This window comes from Shewanella subflava, from assembly GCF_025971955.1.
Taxonomy (GTDB): Bacteria; Pseudomonadota; Gammaproteobacteria; order Enterobacterales; family Shewanellaceae; genus Shewanella; species Shewanella subflava.
The window spans coordinates 1-15,684 of the sequence record NZ_JAPDMX010000031.1; the positions used below are offsets into that span (position 1 = coordinate 1).

The following is a 15,684-nucleotide window of genomic DNA, read 5'->3' on the forward strand; positions in this document are numbered from 1 at the left end:
CATAGTACCTCCGGTGAAAAAGGTACTATATTAAAGCGTGAGTATTATTGGTATGTGGGGTTTATTGACCGCTTACATTACGCTGTACAAATGGATATGTGCCAGAAATGTCTTTTGCTTGCGCACACGCCGCATTAGGTGGTGTGCCAGACCACAGTCCACCTTGCTCATAACAGATTGATTGTCGCGCCTCAGGAAATTCGGTCCAACCATGCGCATGAGCTTGTTGTTCAGGGAGGGTAACCTGCATTGCGGTTAACGCAAATGTAGCACCCAGTAATGTTGTACTTTTCATTAAAAAGTCCTTTATTATTTTTGAGAAAAACTGTGATTTTTTCAATTTCTCACATGAGGTAAATCACAGCCCGACATTATAAAACGACTTCAAATGAATTTAATTTAAGTTTATGAATAATTTACTATTTAATGCATCATATGCTTACTTTATATGCATAGTTTTTTTATTTAGTATCCCGCAACGATACACCTGTTATCAGTTTACCTGACAACGATGTTAACCATGTTCTAAATCTTGAGGGTTTGTTAAAAATAATATTATGAACATGATTAAAGAAACCATTGCAGTCAGTAGGCATCAAACATGAGCGCGTAAAATGCAGCGCTATCTATTAACCCACTTACTGGAAATTGAGTGCTTAAGGACAAGTAGATAAGTTTGGCACATGCCTATACTAGCGAAATAGACTGGCTGAACAATTAACTGTGTAAGGCTATCTGACGAGCTAAAACGAAACATATTGCTATGAGTGATAGGTTTATAAATGCTCTAACCAGCCAATGATAATCGCTATATGAAATACCAAAATGCTTAGTCGCTAAAACAATTAAACTCATCAAAGAAAACCACGGTGTAAACAAAAACGTTAGCTTCCACTTTACCAACGTTATCGCTAAATCATGTAATGCACCACTCACAGCAAAAGTCATCATCACGGCTACCCATATGGGAAATAGGTGACTTAATGGCTTCATTACCTTGCGTGAAAGATAGTAACCCCAGATTGGATTCCAATAGTGCCAAAATAAATAAAATGAACTAGCACCTAACGAACGCTTGAGCATATTTGACATTGATCCCGATGCCCCAAGAGCGACACCATTACGATTTTTTACATACTCTGATAATGTAATCGTTCTAGGCATGCTGACCTTATACTCTTCAAGATTAATGTTAGACTCGGGATAAAGTCTGACATTTTAAAAATCGGTTAAACCTTATGCTATATTTACTATGTGATTGATTGCTCGCCAAGCCTCATAGCCGCTAACGCCTATTGCCAATGCCCAAAGAAATAATTCACTTAAAATGAAATGATCAGCTAGCTGAAACAAGCTATTGGCCAATCATCAAACAATTGACCGAATACAACACTCAATTGAATTAGCTTAACCTCAACTCGGGTTAACAGATGGGCTCAATAAGCACAATTCAACAGATTGAGCTTATTTTTTCGCAAACTTGTCATTTGTTTTGAAAACAAGGCGCATCAACACGTCAATAGCTTACCTATTACACGTTAATAAAGCAGTTAGCAAGACAAAGGTCTGTTTGCTAGACGTTTATGACACCGTGCTCATGTTAGGTTAATAACGCTAACCAAAAACTGAAACTCAATACCGATAACAACGTCGATAACACCACTGTCGTACCAAGCGTTGTCTCATGCTGTTTAAGTTCTGTTGCAATTAAATAAGCATTCACCCCAAGGGGGGAGGCACTCAGTAATACCAGCATTGTTAGAGTTTGTGAGGGAAGTACCAATAGCCATTGACCTGTAATAAACACCAATGCTGGCAACAGTATTATTTTCAAAAAACTGGCGCATAATGCGAATGGCCAATCTTGGCTGATTTGATAAAAACTTAAATTTGCGCCCAAAACAAATAACGCACTGGCAAGTGCGGGTTTAGCAAGTAACATTAATCCCGCTTCTAAGGCAGAAAATAAACTCAGTCCGACTGCATTTGCAATCATACCCAGGGTGATACTTAGCACCACAGGATTCAGCAGCATATTGCGTGTAAAACTGCCCCATGAAAAACCCTGCCCCCCTACTCGCGCGGCCAAAATAAACGTGATAGCAAATAATAAGGCACTGTGAAATGTAATGATCATAAACACTTGACCTATCATTTCCTCACCAATAGCTGCCACAATGATAGGCAAGCCAACCAATACAGTATTTGAATAACTTGAACCTAGGGCAAATACCGCACTGGCATCTCGGCTTTTAAGTTCTAGTTTGGCAAACTGACGATTAAAACGATACCCCAGTGTATATACCGCTAACACGGGTAGATAAAACACCAGTAATGATGATACATCAAAGCTTTGAGATAGCGGCGCGGCTAACATATTGATAAACAAAAATGCAGGAATACTGACATAAAAAGTGAATTTACTGATGCCGCTTATCTGCTCTTTATTAAAAAAGGCCAGTCGTGTGAGTAAATAGCCCAACGACACCATAAAAATGAGCGGGAAAATTATACTAAAAATGGCCATAATCACTCAACAATCAAACTAAATATCAATATCTTGCCAGTAAATAATCCACCTTATGAAGAAACTGGCTTTGATATCACGCCCTAAAAGGGCGCTTTCCTACCGTGCGTGACAAGACGCCGTAAATATATCCCTATTGGCTCTACTAAATCATCCCTGATTTAGAAGCTTGTACCGCACCATTAGCAAAGCTCACCTATCACTTATGTTAATCAGCTATTGAACGTACTTCAGGCAGAGCCTAATTGATGATAACCACCTACTGAAGTAGGTGGATCAGGGCTGAAAATAAAAAAGGCGCCTAAGCGCCTTTTCATCAGGAGGGTAAAATTACCAACCAGTACGAGTACGTAATGCTTTACCGATGTCAGCTAAAGAGCGAACAGTCGTTACGCCTGCAGCTTCTAAAGCAGCAAATTTATCAGCAGCAGTACCTTTACCGCCAGCGATAATTGCGCCAGCATGGCCCATACGCTTACCTTCTGGTGCAGTCACACCAGCAATATAAGATACAACAGGCTTAGTCACGTGTGCTTTGATATATTCAGCCGCTTCTTCTTCAGCATTACCACCAATTTCACCGATCATAACAATCGCTTCAGTTTGTGGATCGTTTTGGAACATTTCCAATACGTCGATGAAGTTAGTACCAGGAATTGGGTCACCACCAATACCGACACAAGTAGATTGGCCGAAACCTTCGTCAGTGGTTTGCTTAACCGCTTCGTACGTTAATGTACCGCTGCGAGAAACAATACCGACTTTACCAGGCTTGTGGATGTGACCTGGCATGATACCAATCTTACATTCACCAGGAGTGATCACACCTGGACAGTTAGGACCGATCATACGTGTGCCAGTTTCTTCTAGCTTCACTTTCACTTGAAGCATATCAAGTGTTGGGATGCCTTCAGTGATACAAACGATTAGCTCTAGGCCAGCATCGATTGCTTCAAGAATGGCATCTTTACAAAATGGTGCTGGAACGTAGATAACAGTTGCCGTTGCACCTGTTGCTGCTACCGCATCTTTAACAGTGTTAAATACTGGTAGACCTAGGTGAGTTTGACCACCTTTACCAGGAGAAACACCACCAACCATTTGCGTGCCATAAGCAATCGCCTGCTCAGAGTGGAAAGTACCCTGACCGCCAGTGAAACCTTGACAGATTACCTTGGTATCTTTGTTAATTAAAACAGACATTATTTGCCCTCCGCAGCTTTAACAACTTGCTCAGCCGCGTCAGTTAGACTTGTTGCCGCGATGATATCAAGACCAGACTTAGCCAATACTTCACGACCTAATTCGGCGTTAGTACCTTCAAGACGCACAACCACTGGCACTTTAACGCCAACTTCTTTCACAGCACCGATAATACCTTCAGCGATCATATCGCAACGTACGATACCACCAAAGATGTTAACCAATACGGCTTTAACATTGCTGTCAGAAAGAATGATCTTAAATGCTTCAGCAACACGTTCTTTCGTTGCTCCGCCGCCAACGTCTAAGAAGTTAGCTGGCTTGCCACCGTGTAGGTTTACGATGTCCATAGTACCCATTGCTAGGCCAGCACCGTTAACCATACAACCTACGTTGCCATCTAATGCTACATAGTTTAATTCAAACTTAGCTGCGTGCGCTTCACGAGCGTCATCTTGAGATGGATCGTGCATCGCTTTGATTTTTGGTTGACGGAATAATGCGTTGCCATCAATACCAATCTTGCCATCTAAACAGTGAAGGTTGCCTTCAGTGGTGATAACAAGTGGGTTGATTTCTAATAACGCAAAATCATGGTCATTGAACATGTTAGCTAGACCCATAAAGATCTTAGTGAACTGCTTCATTTGCGTTGGGTTTAAACCTAACTTGAAGCCAAGATCACGTGCTTGGTATGCTTGAGGACCGGTTAACGGGTCGATGATCGCTGTGTGAATAAGCTCTGGAGATTCTTCAGCCACTTTTTCAATTTCAACGCCACCTTCAGTCGATGCCATAAAGACAACGCGACGAGTGCTACGGTCAACAACTGCACCTAAGTACAATTCATTGGCGATATCAGTACAGCTTTCAACTAGGATTTTAGCAACTGGCTGACCTTTAGCATCAGTCTGATATGTCACTAAGTTTTTACCTAACCAGTTTTCAGCAAATGCTCTGATTTCGTCTTTATTGCCGGTAACTTTAACGCCACCTGCTTTACCACGGCCGCCTGCGTGTACTTGACACTTAACAACCCACATATTTCCGCCAATGTGGCCAGCCGCTTCAACTGCTTCTTGAGCAGTATCACATGCAAAGCCTTCAGAGACTGGTAAACCATATTCGGCAAATAAAGATTTTGCCTGATACTCATGCAAATTCATGATGATCTATCCATATACTTCTAATCAAATCCTACTGGCTCAATGTGAGCCAGCGACGAGGGTGTGTCTAGTTGACTCTTATAGGTCAAGCAATAGACGAGTTGGATCTTCTAAGAAGTCTTTAATAGCGACTAAGAAGCCAACTGACTCACGGCCATCAACAATACGATGGTCATAAGAGAGTGCTAGGTACATCATAGGCAGGATTTCAACCTGACCATTGACTGCCATTGGGCGATCTTTAATAGCATGCATGCCTAAGATTGCGCTTTGTGGCAGGTTCAAAATTGGCGTTGACATAAGCGAACCGAAAACACCACCGTTAGTTACGGTGAAGTTGCCACCTGTCATGTCTGCAACAGATAATTTTCCGTCACGGCCTTTGATGGCTAATTCACGCACGGCTTTTTCAATTTCAGCAAGATTCATGGTATCAGTATCACGTAATACTGGTGTTACCAGACCACGTGGAGTAGATACAGCAATGCTGATATCAAAATAGTTGTGGTAAACAATATCGTCACCATCAATTGAAGCGTTAACTTCAGGGAAACGCTTAAGCGCTTCAGTGACCGCTTTGATGTAGAAAGACATAAAGCCTAAACGAATACCGTGGCGCTTTTCAAAGATATCTTGATATTGCTTACGGATATCCATGATTGGCTTCATGTTAACTTCGTTAAACGTGGTTAACATTGCAGTCGAGTTTTTCGCTTCTAATAAACGTGTAGCGATAGTTTTACGTAAACGGGTCATAGGTACGCGTTTTTCACTGCGGCCTTCTAAAGGCGCAACAGGTGCTGCAGCAGGTTTAGCTGCTGGTGCTGATTTAGCAAATGCTTCAACGTCTTCTTTAGTGATACGTCCACCCACACCTGTGCCTTTAATTTTTTCAGCATCAAGATTATGCTCAGCGATTAAACGACGTACAGATGGGCTTAGTGCATCATTTGACTCGTCTGAAGCCGGTGCAGCATCTGCAGCAGGAGCTTGCGCATCCGCTTTAGTCACTTCTTGACCAGCAACAACACCTGCGATGAACTTAGCAATCACTTGCTCACCTAAAACGGTGTCGCCTTCTTGGAACAATAACTCAGAAATTGAACCATCTTCAGGCGCAACCACTTCTAGAACAACTTTATCGGTCTCAATATCAACTAAGTTTTGATCACGAGATACCTGTTCGCCAGGTTGAACGTGCCAAGTTGCAATAGTTGCATCAGCAACTGATTCTGGTAATACCGGTACCTTAATTTCGATACTCATGGAAAGCTTCCCTTTATATAAATTATCTTTACGACAGTTTTAATGCGCTATTCAATAATGATTCTTGCTGTTGTACATGCAACCCTGGATAACCACAAGCCGGTGCAGCTGACGCTTCACGACCCGCATAAGTTAATTGAGCGCCTGCTGGAATATTAGCCCAGAAGTGATGCTGACTACAGTACCATGCACCTTGGTTTTGAGGCTCTTCCTGACACCAAACAAAATCAGTAACATGTTGATATGTTTCTAATGCTGCACGCATTTCCACATCAGGGAACGGATACAACTGCTCAACACGAATGATTGCAATATTAGTGATGTTTTCTTTGCGACGTCTTTCGAGTAACTCGAAGTACACTTTACCGCTACAGAACACCACGCGATCAACTTTGCTTGCCTCTAAGGTATCGATCTCACCAATGATATTTTGGAAAGTCCCTTCGGCAAGCTCTTGCATGCTAGATACGGCTAATGGGTGACGTAACAATGATTTTGGTGACATCACAACCAATGGACGACGCATTGGACGCACCACTTGACGACGCAGCATATGATAAACCTGTGCAGGTGTTGATGGAACACACACTTGCATGTTGTGGTTTGCACATAACTGTAAGAAACGCTCTAAACGGGCACTTGAATGCTCTGGACCTTGACCCTCATAGCCATGGGGTAACAACATAGTTAGGCCACATAAACGGCCCCACTTTTGCTCACCAGACGATAAGAATTGGTCAATCACCACTTGGGCACAGTTTACGAAGTCACCAAATTGGGCTTCCCAAATGGTTAATCCGCCTGGCTCTGCCGTAGCATAGCCGTACTCGAATGCTAATACTGAGGCTTCTGATAAAACTGAGTCAGTGATATCTATCGGTGCTTGTTCATCAGCAATATTGCGTAACGGCATGTAGGTAGATGCATCTTTTTGGTTATGCAATACCGCATGACGGTGGAAGAAAGTACCACGGCCAGAATCTTGACCTGTAATTCGCACGCGCTTTTTGTCTTCAAGAATTGAAGCATAGGCTAAGGTTTCTGCAAAACCCCAGTCAAGTAACTTCTCGCCTTTAGCCATTAACACGCGATCACCGTAAATCTTTTCAACACGTGATTGTAATTTATGATTTTCAGGAATATCCACTAACTTATTGGCTAAGTTTTGTAGACGCTCCATTGACATTGCTGCGGCGTATTCTTCATCCCATTCGCGATTCAAATACGGTGTCCAGTCAACAGTATGTAGCGTCATTGGGCGCCACTCTTTAACTACACAATCACCCGCATCCAACGCATCACGGTAATGGTTAATTAAACCTGTTACTTCATCTGCAGGAATGCTGTTTTCAGCAATCAGCTTGTCAGCGTAGATTTTACGTGGTGTTGGGTGTTTTTTGATTTTGGCATACATAAGCGGCTGTGTTGCACTAGGCTCATCCGCTTCGTTATGGCCATGACGGCGATAACACACTAAATCAATCACTACATCACGTTTAAACTCGTTACGGTAATCAACCGCTAGTTGCGAAATAAACGCAACCGCTTCTGGATCGTCTGAGTTGACATGGAAAATAGGCGCCTGCACCATTTTAGCAATGTCAGTACAGTATTCAGTTGAACGCACATCAGCATGGTTTGAAGTAGTAAAACCAACTTGGTTATTGACTACGATGCGGATGCTACCACCCACTTTGAAACCACGGGTTTGAGACATGTTAAATGTCTCTTGTACGATACCCTGACCTGTAATTGCCGAGTCACCATGAATAGTGATAGGCATAACTTGCAAGCCATCTTTACAGCCGCGACGATCTTGACGTGCGCGCACAGAACCAATCACCACTGGGTTAACAATTTCTAAGTGAGATGGGTTAAAGGCTAACGCTAAGTGAACATTGCCACCTGGCGTTTCAAAATCCGATGAGAAACCTTGGTGATATTTAACGTCACCTGAACCGTGAGTGTCTGCGTGTTTGCCAGCAAACTCGTCAAATAACTCTCCTGGACGTTTACCTAGAATGTTAACTAATAGATTTAGTCGACCACGGTGAGCCATACCCACAACAATTTCTTTAGTGCCCGCTTCACCTGCGCGATAAATAATTTCACGCATCATTGGCACTAATGCATCACCACCTTCTAGCGAAAAACGTTTAGCGCCTGGGAATTTAGCACCAAGATATTTTTCAATACCTTCTGCGGCATTCAGGCCTTCAAGAATACGTTTCTTGACTGCTGGACTGTAGTTAGCTTTACCTAAAGTTGGCTCAAGACGTTGTTGGATCCAGCGTTTCTCGTCTGTGTCGGTAATGTGCATATATTCTGCACCGATAGAGCCGCAGTAACTGCTCTTAAGGGCAGAAATAATATCCGCAAGTTTCATGGTTTCACCGCCTAAGGCGAATGACCCCGTATTAAACTCACGTTGCATGTCTTCTGCAGTTAACCCATGATAAGCCGGATCGAGTTCCTGAACTTCATCACGCTTCCACAATCCTAGTGGATCAAGTTTGGCATTTTGGTGGCCACGGAAACGATGAGCATTAATTAACTGAAGGACTTTAACCTGTTTTGCATCTAACTCTGGGTCGCTTACGCGAGCAGCGCCTTTGGCACGACTTTCTAGAGCTAAACTACGGAAATAGTCACGAACTTTAGAGTGGGCAGCCTCCGGTGCATCTTTTGCGACACCGTTAACGGGAGGGAGGTTATCAAAAACAAGCTGCCAATCAGCAGATACTGATTGCGGATCTTCTTGATAGGCTTCATACATCTCTTCTACATAGGTCGCGTTCGAACCACTTAAGTGAGACGACTCGAGCCAGGCTTTCATGATGCCTTGGTGCATTGTTATTCCTTTCAAACTTGATACACGTGCTAGCCATAATGCATAACAATGAATGTCATCGCCATGCTTAACTTTCTATCTCTGCCAAAGACTTGTACTCAATAACGAATTTCACAAACTCATGACAAAGGTAATCCATAAACACACAAAAGAGCCATCTCCTACTAAGCAGATGGCTCTCAAAAAGAGCTAATTAACCAGGTTAAAAGGCTCTTCTATGTTCATTAAACCGCTCGCTTCAGTAGCATTGACTTAATATGGCCAATGGCTTTAGTTGGGTTTAATCCTTTAGGACAAACATCAACACAGTTCATGATACCGTGACAACGGAACACACTGTAAGCATCGTCAAGCTCAGATAAACGCTCTTCTGTAGCGGTATCACGGCTGTCGATTAGGAAGCGATAAGCATGTAATAAACCACTTGGTCCGATAAATTTATCTGGGTTCCACCAGAAAGACGGACAAGCAGTCGAACAACATGCACACATGATACATTCATATAAACCATCTAAGTGCTCGCGCTCTTCAGGTGATTGTAAGTGTTCACGTGCTGGTGTTTTTTCATCATTGATCAAGAAAGGTTTGATTTTCTCATACTGTTTATAGAATTGAGTTAAATCAACCACAAGATCTCGTACTACTGGCATACCAGGTAACGGACGAATTTCAAGCTTTTTACCCTTGAAGGTAGAAACAGGCGTGATACACGCTAGTCCATTTTTACCGTTCATGTTGATACCGTCACTGCCACACACACCTTCACGGCATGAACGACGGAACGCTAATGTTGGGTCTTGTTCTTTAAGCTTAATTAATGCATCTAACACCATCATATCAGTGCCATCTTGCACTTCAAGGGTGTAATCCTTCATGTATGGCTTAGTATCTACATCAGGATTATAACGATACACTGCAAATGTTAATTTCATCTTTGCAACTCCTGCTTAGTAAGTACGTTTCTTCGGAGGGAAGGCTTCACGTAACTTAGGCGCCATATTCACATCACGTTTGGTCATTGATGTATCAGCTGGGTCGAACAAACTGTGACATAACCAGTTGTCATCATCACGCTCTAAGAAGTCTTCACGAGAATGCGCACCACGACTTTCTGTACGGAAGTTAGCAGCATATGCTGTTGCTAACGCAGTAGCCATAAGGTTATCTAGCTCTAAACATTCAATACGTTGAGTGTTGAACTCTCTTGAGTTATCAGAAAGTTTGGCATTATTTAAACGTTTTTGAATTGCTTGAAGTTGCTCTAAACCTTCAGCCATTGCATCACCAGTACGGAATACAGAGAAGTTTAGTTGCATACAAAGTTGTAAATCTTTACGAATTACCGCTGGATCTTCACCGTCTTTGTTACTTTCCCAGCGATTTAAACGCGCGAGTGAAGCATTAATATTTGCGGTAGAAGCATCTTTAGGATCAGCAGTTGCATCAAGTGCTTTACCTAAATGTTGACCTGCTGCACGTCCAAATACCACTAAGTCTAGTAGTGAGTTACCACCAAGACGGTTAGCACCGTGAACAGATACACAAGCAATTTCACCTACAGCGAATAAACCAACAACTTCAGACTCAGTGCCGTCTTTATCCATACGAATAACTTGACCGCTCACTTTAGTTGGTAGGCCACCCATCATGTAGTGACAAGTAGGTAATACTGGAATTGGACCATCAGCCGGATCAATGTGCGCAAACGTGCGTGATAATTCACAAACACCTGGTAAACGCGCTTCTAGGGTTTCTTTACCTAAATGATCCAGTTTGAGTAAACAGTGTGGACCTAAAGGACCATCAAGACCGCGGCCTTCACGAATTTCAGTCATCATTGAACGCGCTACCACGTCACGAGAGGCTAAATCTTTCGCGTTTGGCGCATAACGTTCCATGAAACGTTCGCCATCTTTATTTAATAAGTATCCGCCTTCACCACGACAACCTTCAGTAACAAGTACACCTGCGCCAGCAATACCCGTTGGGTGGAACTGCCACATTTCCATGTCTTGTAATTGAACGCCAGCACGTGCTGCCATACCCACGCCATCACCCGTGTTGATATGTGCGTTAGTGGTTGAAGCATAAATACGCCCTGCACCACCTGTAGCTAAAATCGTCGCTTTAGCTTTGAAATAAACAATATCACCGGTTTCGATTTCGATTGCAGTACAACCGACAATCACGCCGTCATCGTTTTTAACAAGATCTAATGCATACCACTCAGAAAACACTTGAGTTTTATGCTTAACATTTTGTTGATATAAACAGTGTAACAATGCATGACCGGTACGGTCAGCTGCTGCCGCTGTACGTGCCGCTTGCTCGCCACCAAAGTTTCTTGATTGACCACCAAAAGGACGTTGATAAATGGTGCCGTTTTCAAAACGAGAGAATGGTAAACCCATGTGCTCAAGTTCGATAATGGCTTCTGGACCGGTTTGACACATAAATTCGATAGCGTCTTGGTCACCGATAAAATCAGAACCTTTAACCGTATCGTACATGTGCTGTTCCCAGTGATCTTCATGCGCGTTACCTAACGCAACAGTAATACCACCTTGCGCAGACACAGTATGAGAACGTGTTGGGAAAACCTTTGATAAAAGCGCACAGCTTTTACCTTCTTTAGAAATCTGTAATGCTGCTCGCATACCAGCGCCACCGGCACCAATAACGATTGCATCAAATTCGCGTACTGGAATACTCACTTATACACCCCACACTATTACGATGCCGGCCGCTAAATAACTGAATGCGGTCACAACAAAGGTAAACTGTAATACACCACGTAACGACGTGCATTTAACATAGTCAGTTAATACTTGCCACACACCAATCCATGCATGGACTAGTAGCGCAACTAAAGCTAACAAGGTAAATACCTTCATTGGCAATGTGCTAAATAAGCCGTGCCAAATGTCGAAAGTCAATGGTGAACTACACGCGATAAATCCAACCAAGAAGATTGTATAACAAGCTAGGATCACCGCACTGGCGCGTAGTAAAATAAAGTCATGGACACCGCTGCGTCCAAAACTTGCTGCGTTAGTTACCATACCCAAATCCCCGCTATGATTGAAATGGCTGCGGCTAAAGCAAATGTTACTTTAGCAGAAGCAATACCTGAAGCTAACTCTTCCCAACGACCTGTATCCATAATCAAGTGACGGATGCCACCTAATAAGTGATAACCAAGTGCGGTTAGAATGCCCCAAAGGATGAACTTCATTACGAAACCATCGAACAAGGATTGGACGCTAGCGAAGCCTTCAGCAGAGGTTAAAGTCGAATTTAACAACCACAAAAGAATACCAATAGCGAATAGCATGATGACACCGGAAATGCGGTGTAGGATTGATGCGATAGCTGTCGCAGGGAAGCGTATCGTCTGCAGGTCTAGATGGACAGGTCTTTGCTTTTTCACGTTCTGCTCACTCAGCTCCATTGAGCATTATTTTTGTTATGTATTTCTTTTTTGCTTAAAACATCAACGCCAAAAAAGTGTTAACAACATGTTTAAGCAAAAAACAAACTACTATCAAACACCTAACTAATTGAGAAATCACTAATTTAGATTGTAAAATAATCATTTCGAAAGTGTGATGTCTGTCGCCCTTAAGGACGCAGGCAAGTATACTCGCGAGAATTGTCAAATACAAACATCACATTATGCAAATTAAGTTTTTTTATGAATTTTTTATTCTAAAGCGCGTAGCTAAAGGCTTTTAACAGGGTATATACCATGGTCTAACAAATTTAAACGCTTATTTAAATTGATCTAGTGTCCCGATCCACTGTAAAGTAATGTCCGCTTAACATGCCGCACTCATATAAAGAATGACGTAAGGAGAACGGGGTATGGCTGATAATATAGCCAAATTAGAGTTACCAGGTAACGATTCAATCGACTTACCAATTAAGAAAGGTACTGAAGGGTTTGATGTAATTGACATCAGTACGTTGGGGAAAAAAGGCTATTTCACTTTTGATCCAGGCTTTCTAGCAACAGCATCTTGTGAGTCTGCAATCACATATATCGATGGTGACCAAGGTATTTTATTACACCGTGGCTATCCAATTGAGCAACTTGCAACTGAATCAAGTTATTTAGATTTATGCTACTTGCTACTTTACGGAGAATTGCCGTCTAAAGCTGATTTCGACAAATTCGAAACCACAGTAAAAGAACACACTATGGTTCACGAGCAAATCGCATTCTTCTTCCGAGGCTTCCGTCGTGACGCTCACCCAATGGCAATGCTATGTGGTGTGACAGGTGCACTTTCTGCTTTCTATCAAGATTCTCTTGATGTGAACAATTCAAAGCATCGTGAAATTGCCGCTTACCGTTTGGTGTCAAAAATGCCAACCATCGCAGCAATGTGTTACAAGTACTCAATGGGCCAACCTTTTGTGTATCCTCGTAACGAATTAAGCTATGCGGGTAACTTCTTATCTATGATGTTCGCAACACCATGCGAAGAATATAAAGTTAACCCAGTAGTTGAACGTGCAATGGATCGTATCTTTGTTCTTCACGCAGATCATGAACAAAATGCTTCAACGTCTACAGTACGTTTAGCAGGTTCTTCTGGTGCTAACCCATTTGCATGTATCGCAGCGGGTATTGCTTCATTATGGGGCCCTGCTCACGGTGGTGCTAACGAAGCTTGTCTTGCCATGCTTGAAGAAATTGGTTCTGTGGATCGTATCCCTGAATTTATTGAAAAAGCAAAAGATAAGAACGACCCATTCCGTTTAATGGGCTTCGGACATCGCGTTTACAAAAACTTCGACCCTCGCGCGAAAGTTATGCGTGAAACATGTCATGAAGTATTAAAAGAACTTAAAGTGGTTGATCCATTACTAGACGTAGCAATGGAGCTTGAGCGTATAGCACTTGAAGATGAATACTTTATCTCTAAGAAGCTTTACCCGAACGTTGACTTCTACTCTGGCCTAATCATGAAAGCCATTGGTATCCCTAATGATATGTTTACAGTGCTATTCGCATTGTCACGTACCGTTGGTTGGATTTCACACTGGAAAGAAATGTTAGACCAACCTGGCCACAAAATTAGCCGTCCTCGTCAGTTATATACTGGTGAATCAGCGCGTAATTTTGTCAGCTTAGATAAACGTTAATCAATTAATTAACGTTTATCACGAAAAAGCGCCCTAGGGCGCTTTTTTATATTCTGTCATTTTTTAATACACGCTTTATTGTTTATTTTCATTAGACTTAAGCAATCCTATCAGTCTATTTCAAACAAATTTGCCATTCTTTGGATCTGTTTCAGTGGTACATGATGCTTATTTCTTTGTGAACATATCACTTGATGCGCCGCAGATTTAGGATCGCCCACTAGCACAACTTTCACTTGGTACCCAAGTGCGACTGCAGCCGTTTTATAAGCGAGATATTCCCAATGACACACGTTGGTATTATCACAAATCACCACAGGCTCAGCCCTTGCTAATGCTTCAATGAATAAACTCAGATTAAGTTGATGGTTTTGCGATAGCTTATTGACGTCAAATCGATATTCACCATCGATAAAAAACAGGTTGTCAGTTGAGTAATAGCCATATTGCTTAATCCGCGTAGCCAAGGGTAATGGCTGAGATTGAATAAATTGTTCCACCCAGTAGGATTTTCCGCTACCGGGTAAACCACGCATAATAATGGCTAATTTACTGTCATATTGACACGATATTGCCTCACTCATGATGCAATCGATTCGCTGCCGAGTGTTTTTCCATTGAGAATATCTTCAACCAGTTTAGGCACAATATCCCCTGCTTTACCGGTAAAATGATATTGAAATTGGCTGTGTCTGTCTGGCGCGACTAAATTCACCTCAACAGTTTGTGCGCCGTGATGATTGGCGCTATCTACAAAACCTGCGGCAGGATACACTGTACCTGATGTGCCAATCGCTATAAATAAATCACATTGGTCAAGTGCGTCATGAATCCGGTCCATGCCAAAGGGCATCTCTCCAAACCACACGATGTGTGGCCTTAAGCGCATTGCAGGAATGCAACAAGTACAGCAGTTATCTGGCCCGAAGGGTTCACGCAGGATAAAGGTTTGCAAAGACTTTGGACAGCGGCCCTTAGACAACTCGCCATGCATATGCAATAAACGACGTGAACCTGCTCTTTCATGCAGATCATCCACGTTTTGCGTAATGACTAATAGATTGCCATCAAATTCAGCTTCTAATTTAGCTAAGGCAATATGCGCTAGGTTTTCACAGACTTCATCAGAATGCAGCTGTTGCCAGCGATTATTATAAAAGCGTTCAACCAATTCGATATCTTTAGCATAACCCTCAGGTGTAGCAACATCTTCAATATGATGTTGTTCCCATAATCCATTTTGATCGCGAAATGTACGAATTCCTGATTCTGCAGAAATGCCTGCGCCGGTTAACACGACAATATTCCGGTACATGGTGCTTCCTTTTTATTATAGGCTGGTAATCATAAATCCATACCATAGCCGAATTGAGCTAATAAGCTACACTAGCAAAAACTGCGATTCATCCGCAATCGCTTGCTGTAGTAATCTTCAAAAATTGGTTATATCTGGCGTAAAATGTTTTCACTTTCGCGTCACGAGAGACACGTGCTAGACATTTTACCTATTAATACTCAGT

General features: G+C 42.4%; 13 protein-coding genes. 1 reads left to right on the plus strand and 12 read right to left on the minus strand.

All coding sequences use genetic code 11. The features are described from left to right. Window positions 1-61 precede the first annotated feature (61 nt). The 10 genes from OHT75_RS15365 to sdhC all read right to left on the minus strand — a co-directional run bounded on the left by OHT75_RS15365 (window position 62) and on the right by sdhC (window position 12,464). On the minus strand, window positions 62-295 hold the full coding sequence (locus tag OHT75_RS15365; protein WP_264728216.1) for a lytic polysaccharide monooxygenase: 234 nt from the start codon (window positions 293-295) through the stop codon (window positions 62-64). Window positions 296-1,600: 1,305 nt separating this feature from the next. Continuing rightward, window positions 1,601-2,527: an AEC family transporter gene (locus tag OHT75_RS15375; RefSeq protein WP_264728219.1), complete on the minus strand. Its 927-nt coding sequence runs from the start codon at window positions 2,525-2,527 to the stop codon at window positions 1,601-1,603. 330 nt (window positions 2,528-2,857) lie between these two features. Then, window positions 2,858-3,730 carry a succinate--CoA ligase subunit alpha gene (gene sucD, locus OHT75_RS15380; protein WP_188839882.1) on the minus strand — a complete coding sequence of 291 codons (873 nt, stop codon included), beginning with the start codon at window positions 3,728-3,730 and terminating at the stop codon, window positions 2,858-2,860. Continuing rightward, complete coding sequence (gene sucC, locus OHT75_RS15385; RefSeq protein WP_188739245.1) at window positions 3,730-4,896, minus strand: ADP-forming succinate--CoA ligase subunit beta; 1,167 nt, start codon at window positions 4,894-4,896, stop codon at window positions 3,730-3,732. Before sucC ends, sucD begins: the two co-directional genes overlap by 1 nt. A gap of 78 nt (window positions 4,897-4,974) precedes the next feature. Next, the gene (gene odhB, locus OHT75_RS15390; protein ID WP_264728225.1) at window positions 4,975-6,162 is read right to left on the minus strand and encodes a 2-oxoglutarate dehydrogenase complex dihydrolipoyllysine-residue succinyltransferase; all 1,188 of its coding nucleotides are present in this window, start codon (window positions 6,160-6,162) and stop codon (window positions 4,975-4,977) included. Window positions 6,163-6,190: 28 nt separating this feature from the next. Continuing rightward, window positions 6,191-9,013, minus strand: coding sequence for a 2-oxoglutarate dehydrogenase E1 component (sucA, locus tag OHT75_RS15395; RefSeq protein ID WP_264728227.1), 2,823 nt, complete (start codon window positions 9,011-9,013; stop codon window positions 6,191-6,193). Between the two features lie 224 nt (window positions 9,014-9,237). Beyond that, on the minus strand, window positions 9,238-9,945 hold the full coding sequence (locus OHT75_RS15400; protein WP_188839885.1) for a succinate dehydrogenase iron-sulfur subunit: 708 nt from the start codon (window positions 9,943-9,945) through the stop codon (window positions 9,238-9,240). Between the two features lie 15 nt (window positions 9,946-9,960). Then, the gene (sdhA, locus tag OHT75_RS15405) at window positions 9,961-11,727 is read right to left on the minus strand and encodes a succinate dehydrogenase flavoprotein subunit (RefSeq protein WP_264728229.1); all 1,767 of its coding nucleotides are present in this window, start codon (window positions 11,725-11,727) and stop codon (window positions 9,961-9,963) included. Further along, window positions 11,728-12,075 (minus strand): succinate dehydrogenase, hydrophobic membrane anchor protein, encoded by a 348-nt coding sequence (sdhD, locus tag OHT75_RS15410; RefSeq protein ID WP_261297886.1) that lies wholly within the window; start codon window positions 12,073-12,075, stop codon window positions 11,728-11,730. Then, complete coding sequence (gene sdhC / locus OHT75_RS15415) at window positions 12,069-12,464, minus strand: succinate dehydrogenase cytochrome b556 subunit (protein ID WP_264728232.1); 396 nt, start codon at window positions 12,462-12,464, stop codon at window positions 12,069-12,071. Before sdhC ends, sdhD begins: the two co-directional genes overlap by 7 nt. A 413-nt stretch (window positions 12,465-12,877) precedes the next feature. Between sdhC and OHT75_RS15420 the strand changes: the two genes are divergently transcribed. After that, window positions 12,878-14,164 carry a citrate synthase gene (locus OHT75_RS15420; RefSeq protein WP_264728234.1) on the plus strand — a complete coding sequence of 429 codons (1,287 nt, stop codon included), beginning with the start codon at window positions 12,878-12,880 and terminating at the stop codon, window positions 14,162-14,164. A gap of 110 nt (window positions 14,165-14,274) precedes the next feature. Here the strand turns inward: OHT75_RS15420 and OHT75_RS15425 are convergent, their stop codons facing one another. Continuing rightward, window positions 14,275-14,748 carry an AAA family ATPase gene (locus OHT75_RS15425; RefSeq protein WP_264728236.1) on the minus strand — a complete coding sequence of 158 codons (474 nt, stop codon included), beginning with the start codon at window positions 14,746-14,748 and terminating at the stop codon, window positions 14,275-14,277. Further along, window positions 14,745-15,479 (minus strand): Sir2 family NAD+-dependent deacetylase, encoded by a 735-nt coding sequence (gene cobB, locus OHT75_RS15430; protein ID WP_264728238.1) that lies wholly within the window; start codon window positions 15,477-15,479, stop codon window positions 14,745-14,747. The genes OHT75_RS15425 and cobB overlap by 4 nt, the downstream gene beginning before the upstream one ends. Window positions 15,480-15,684 lie beyond the last annotated feature (205 nt).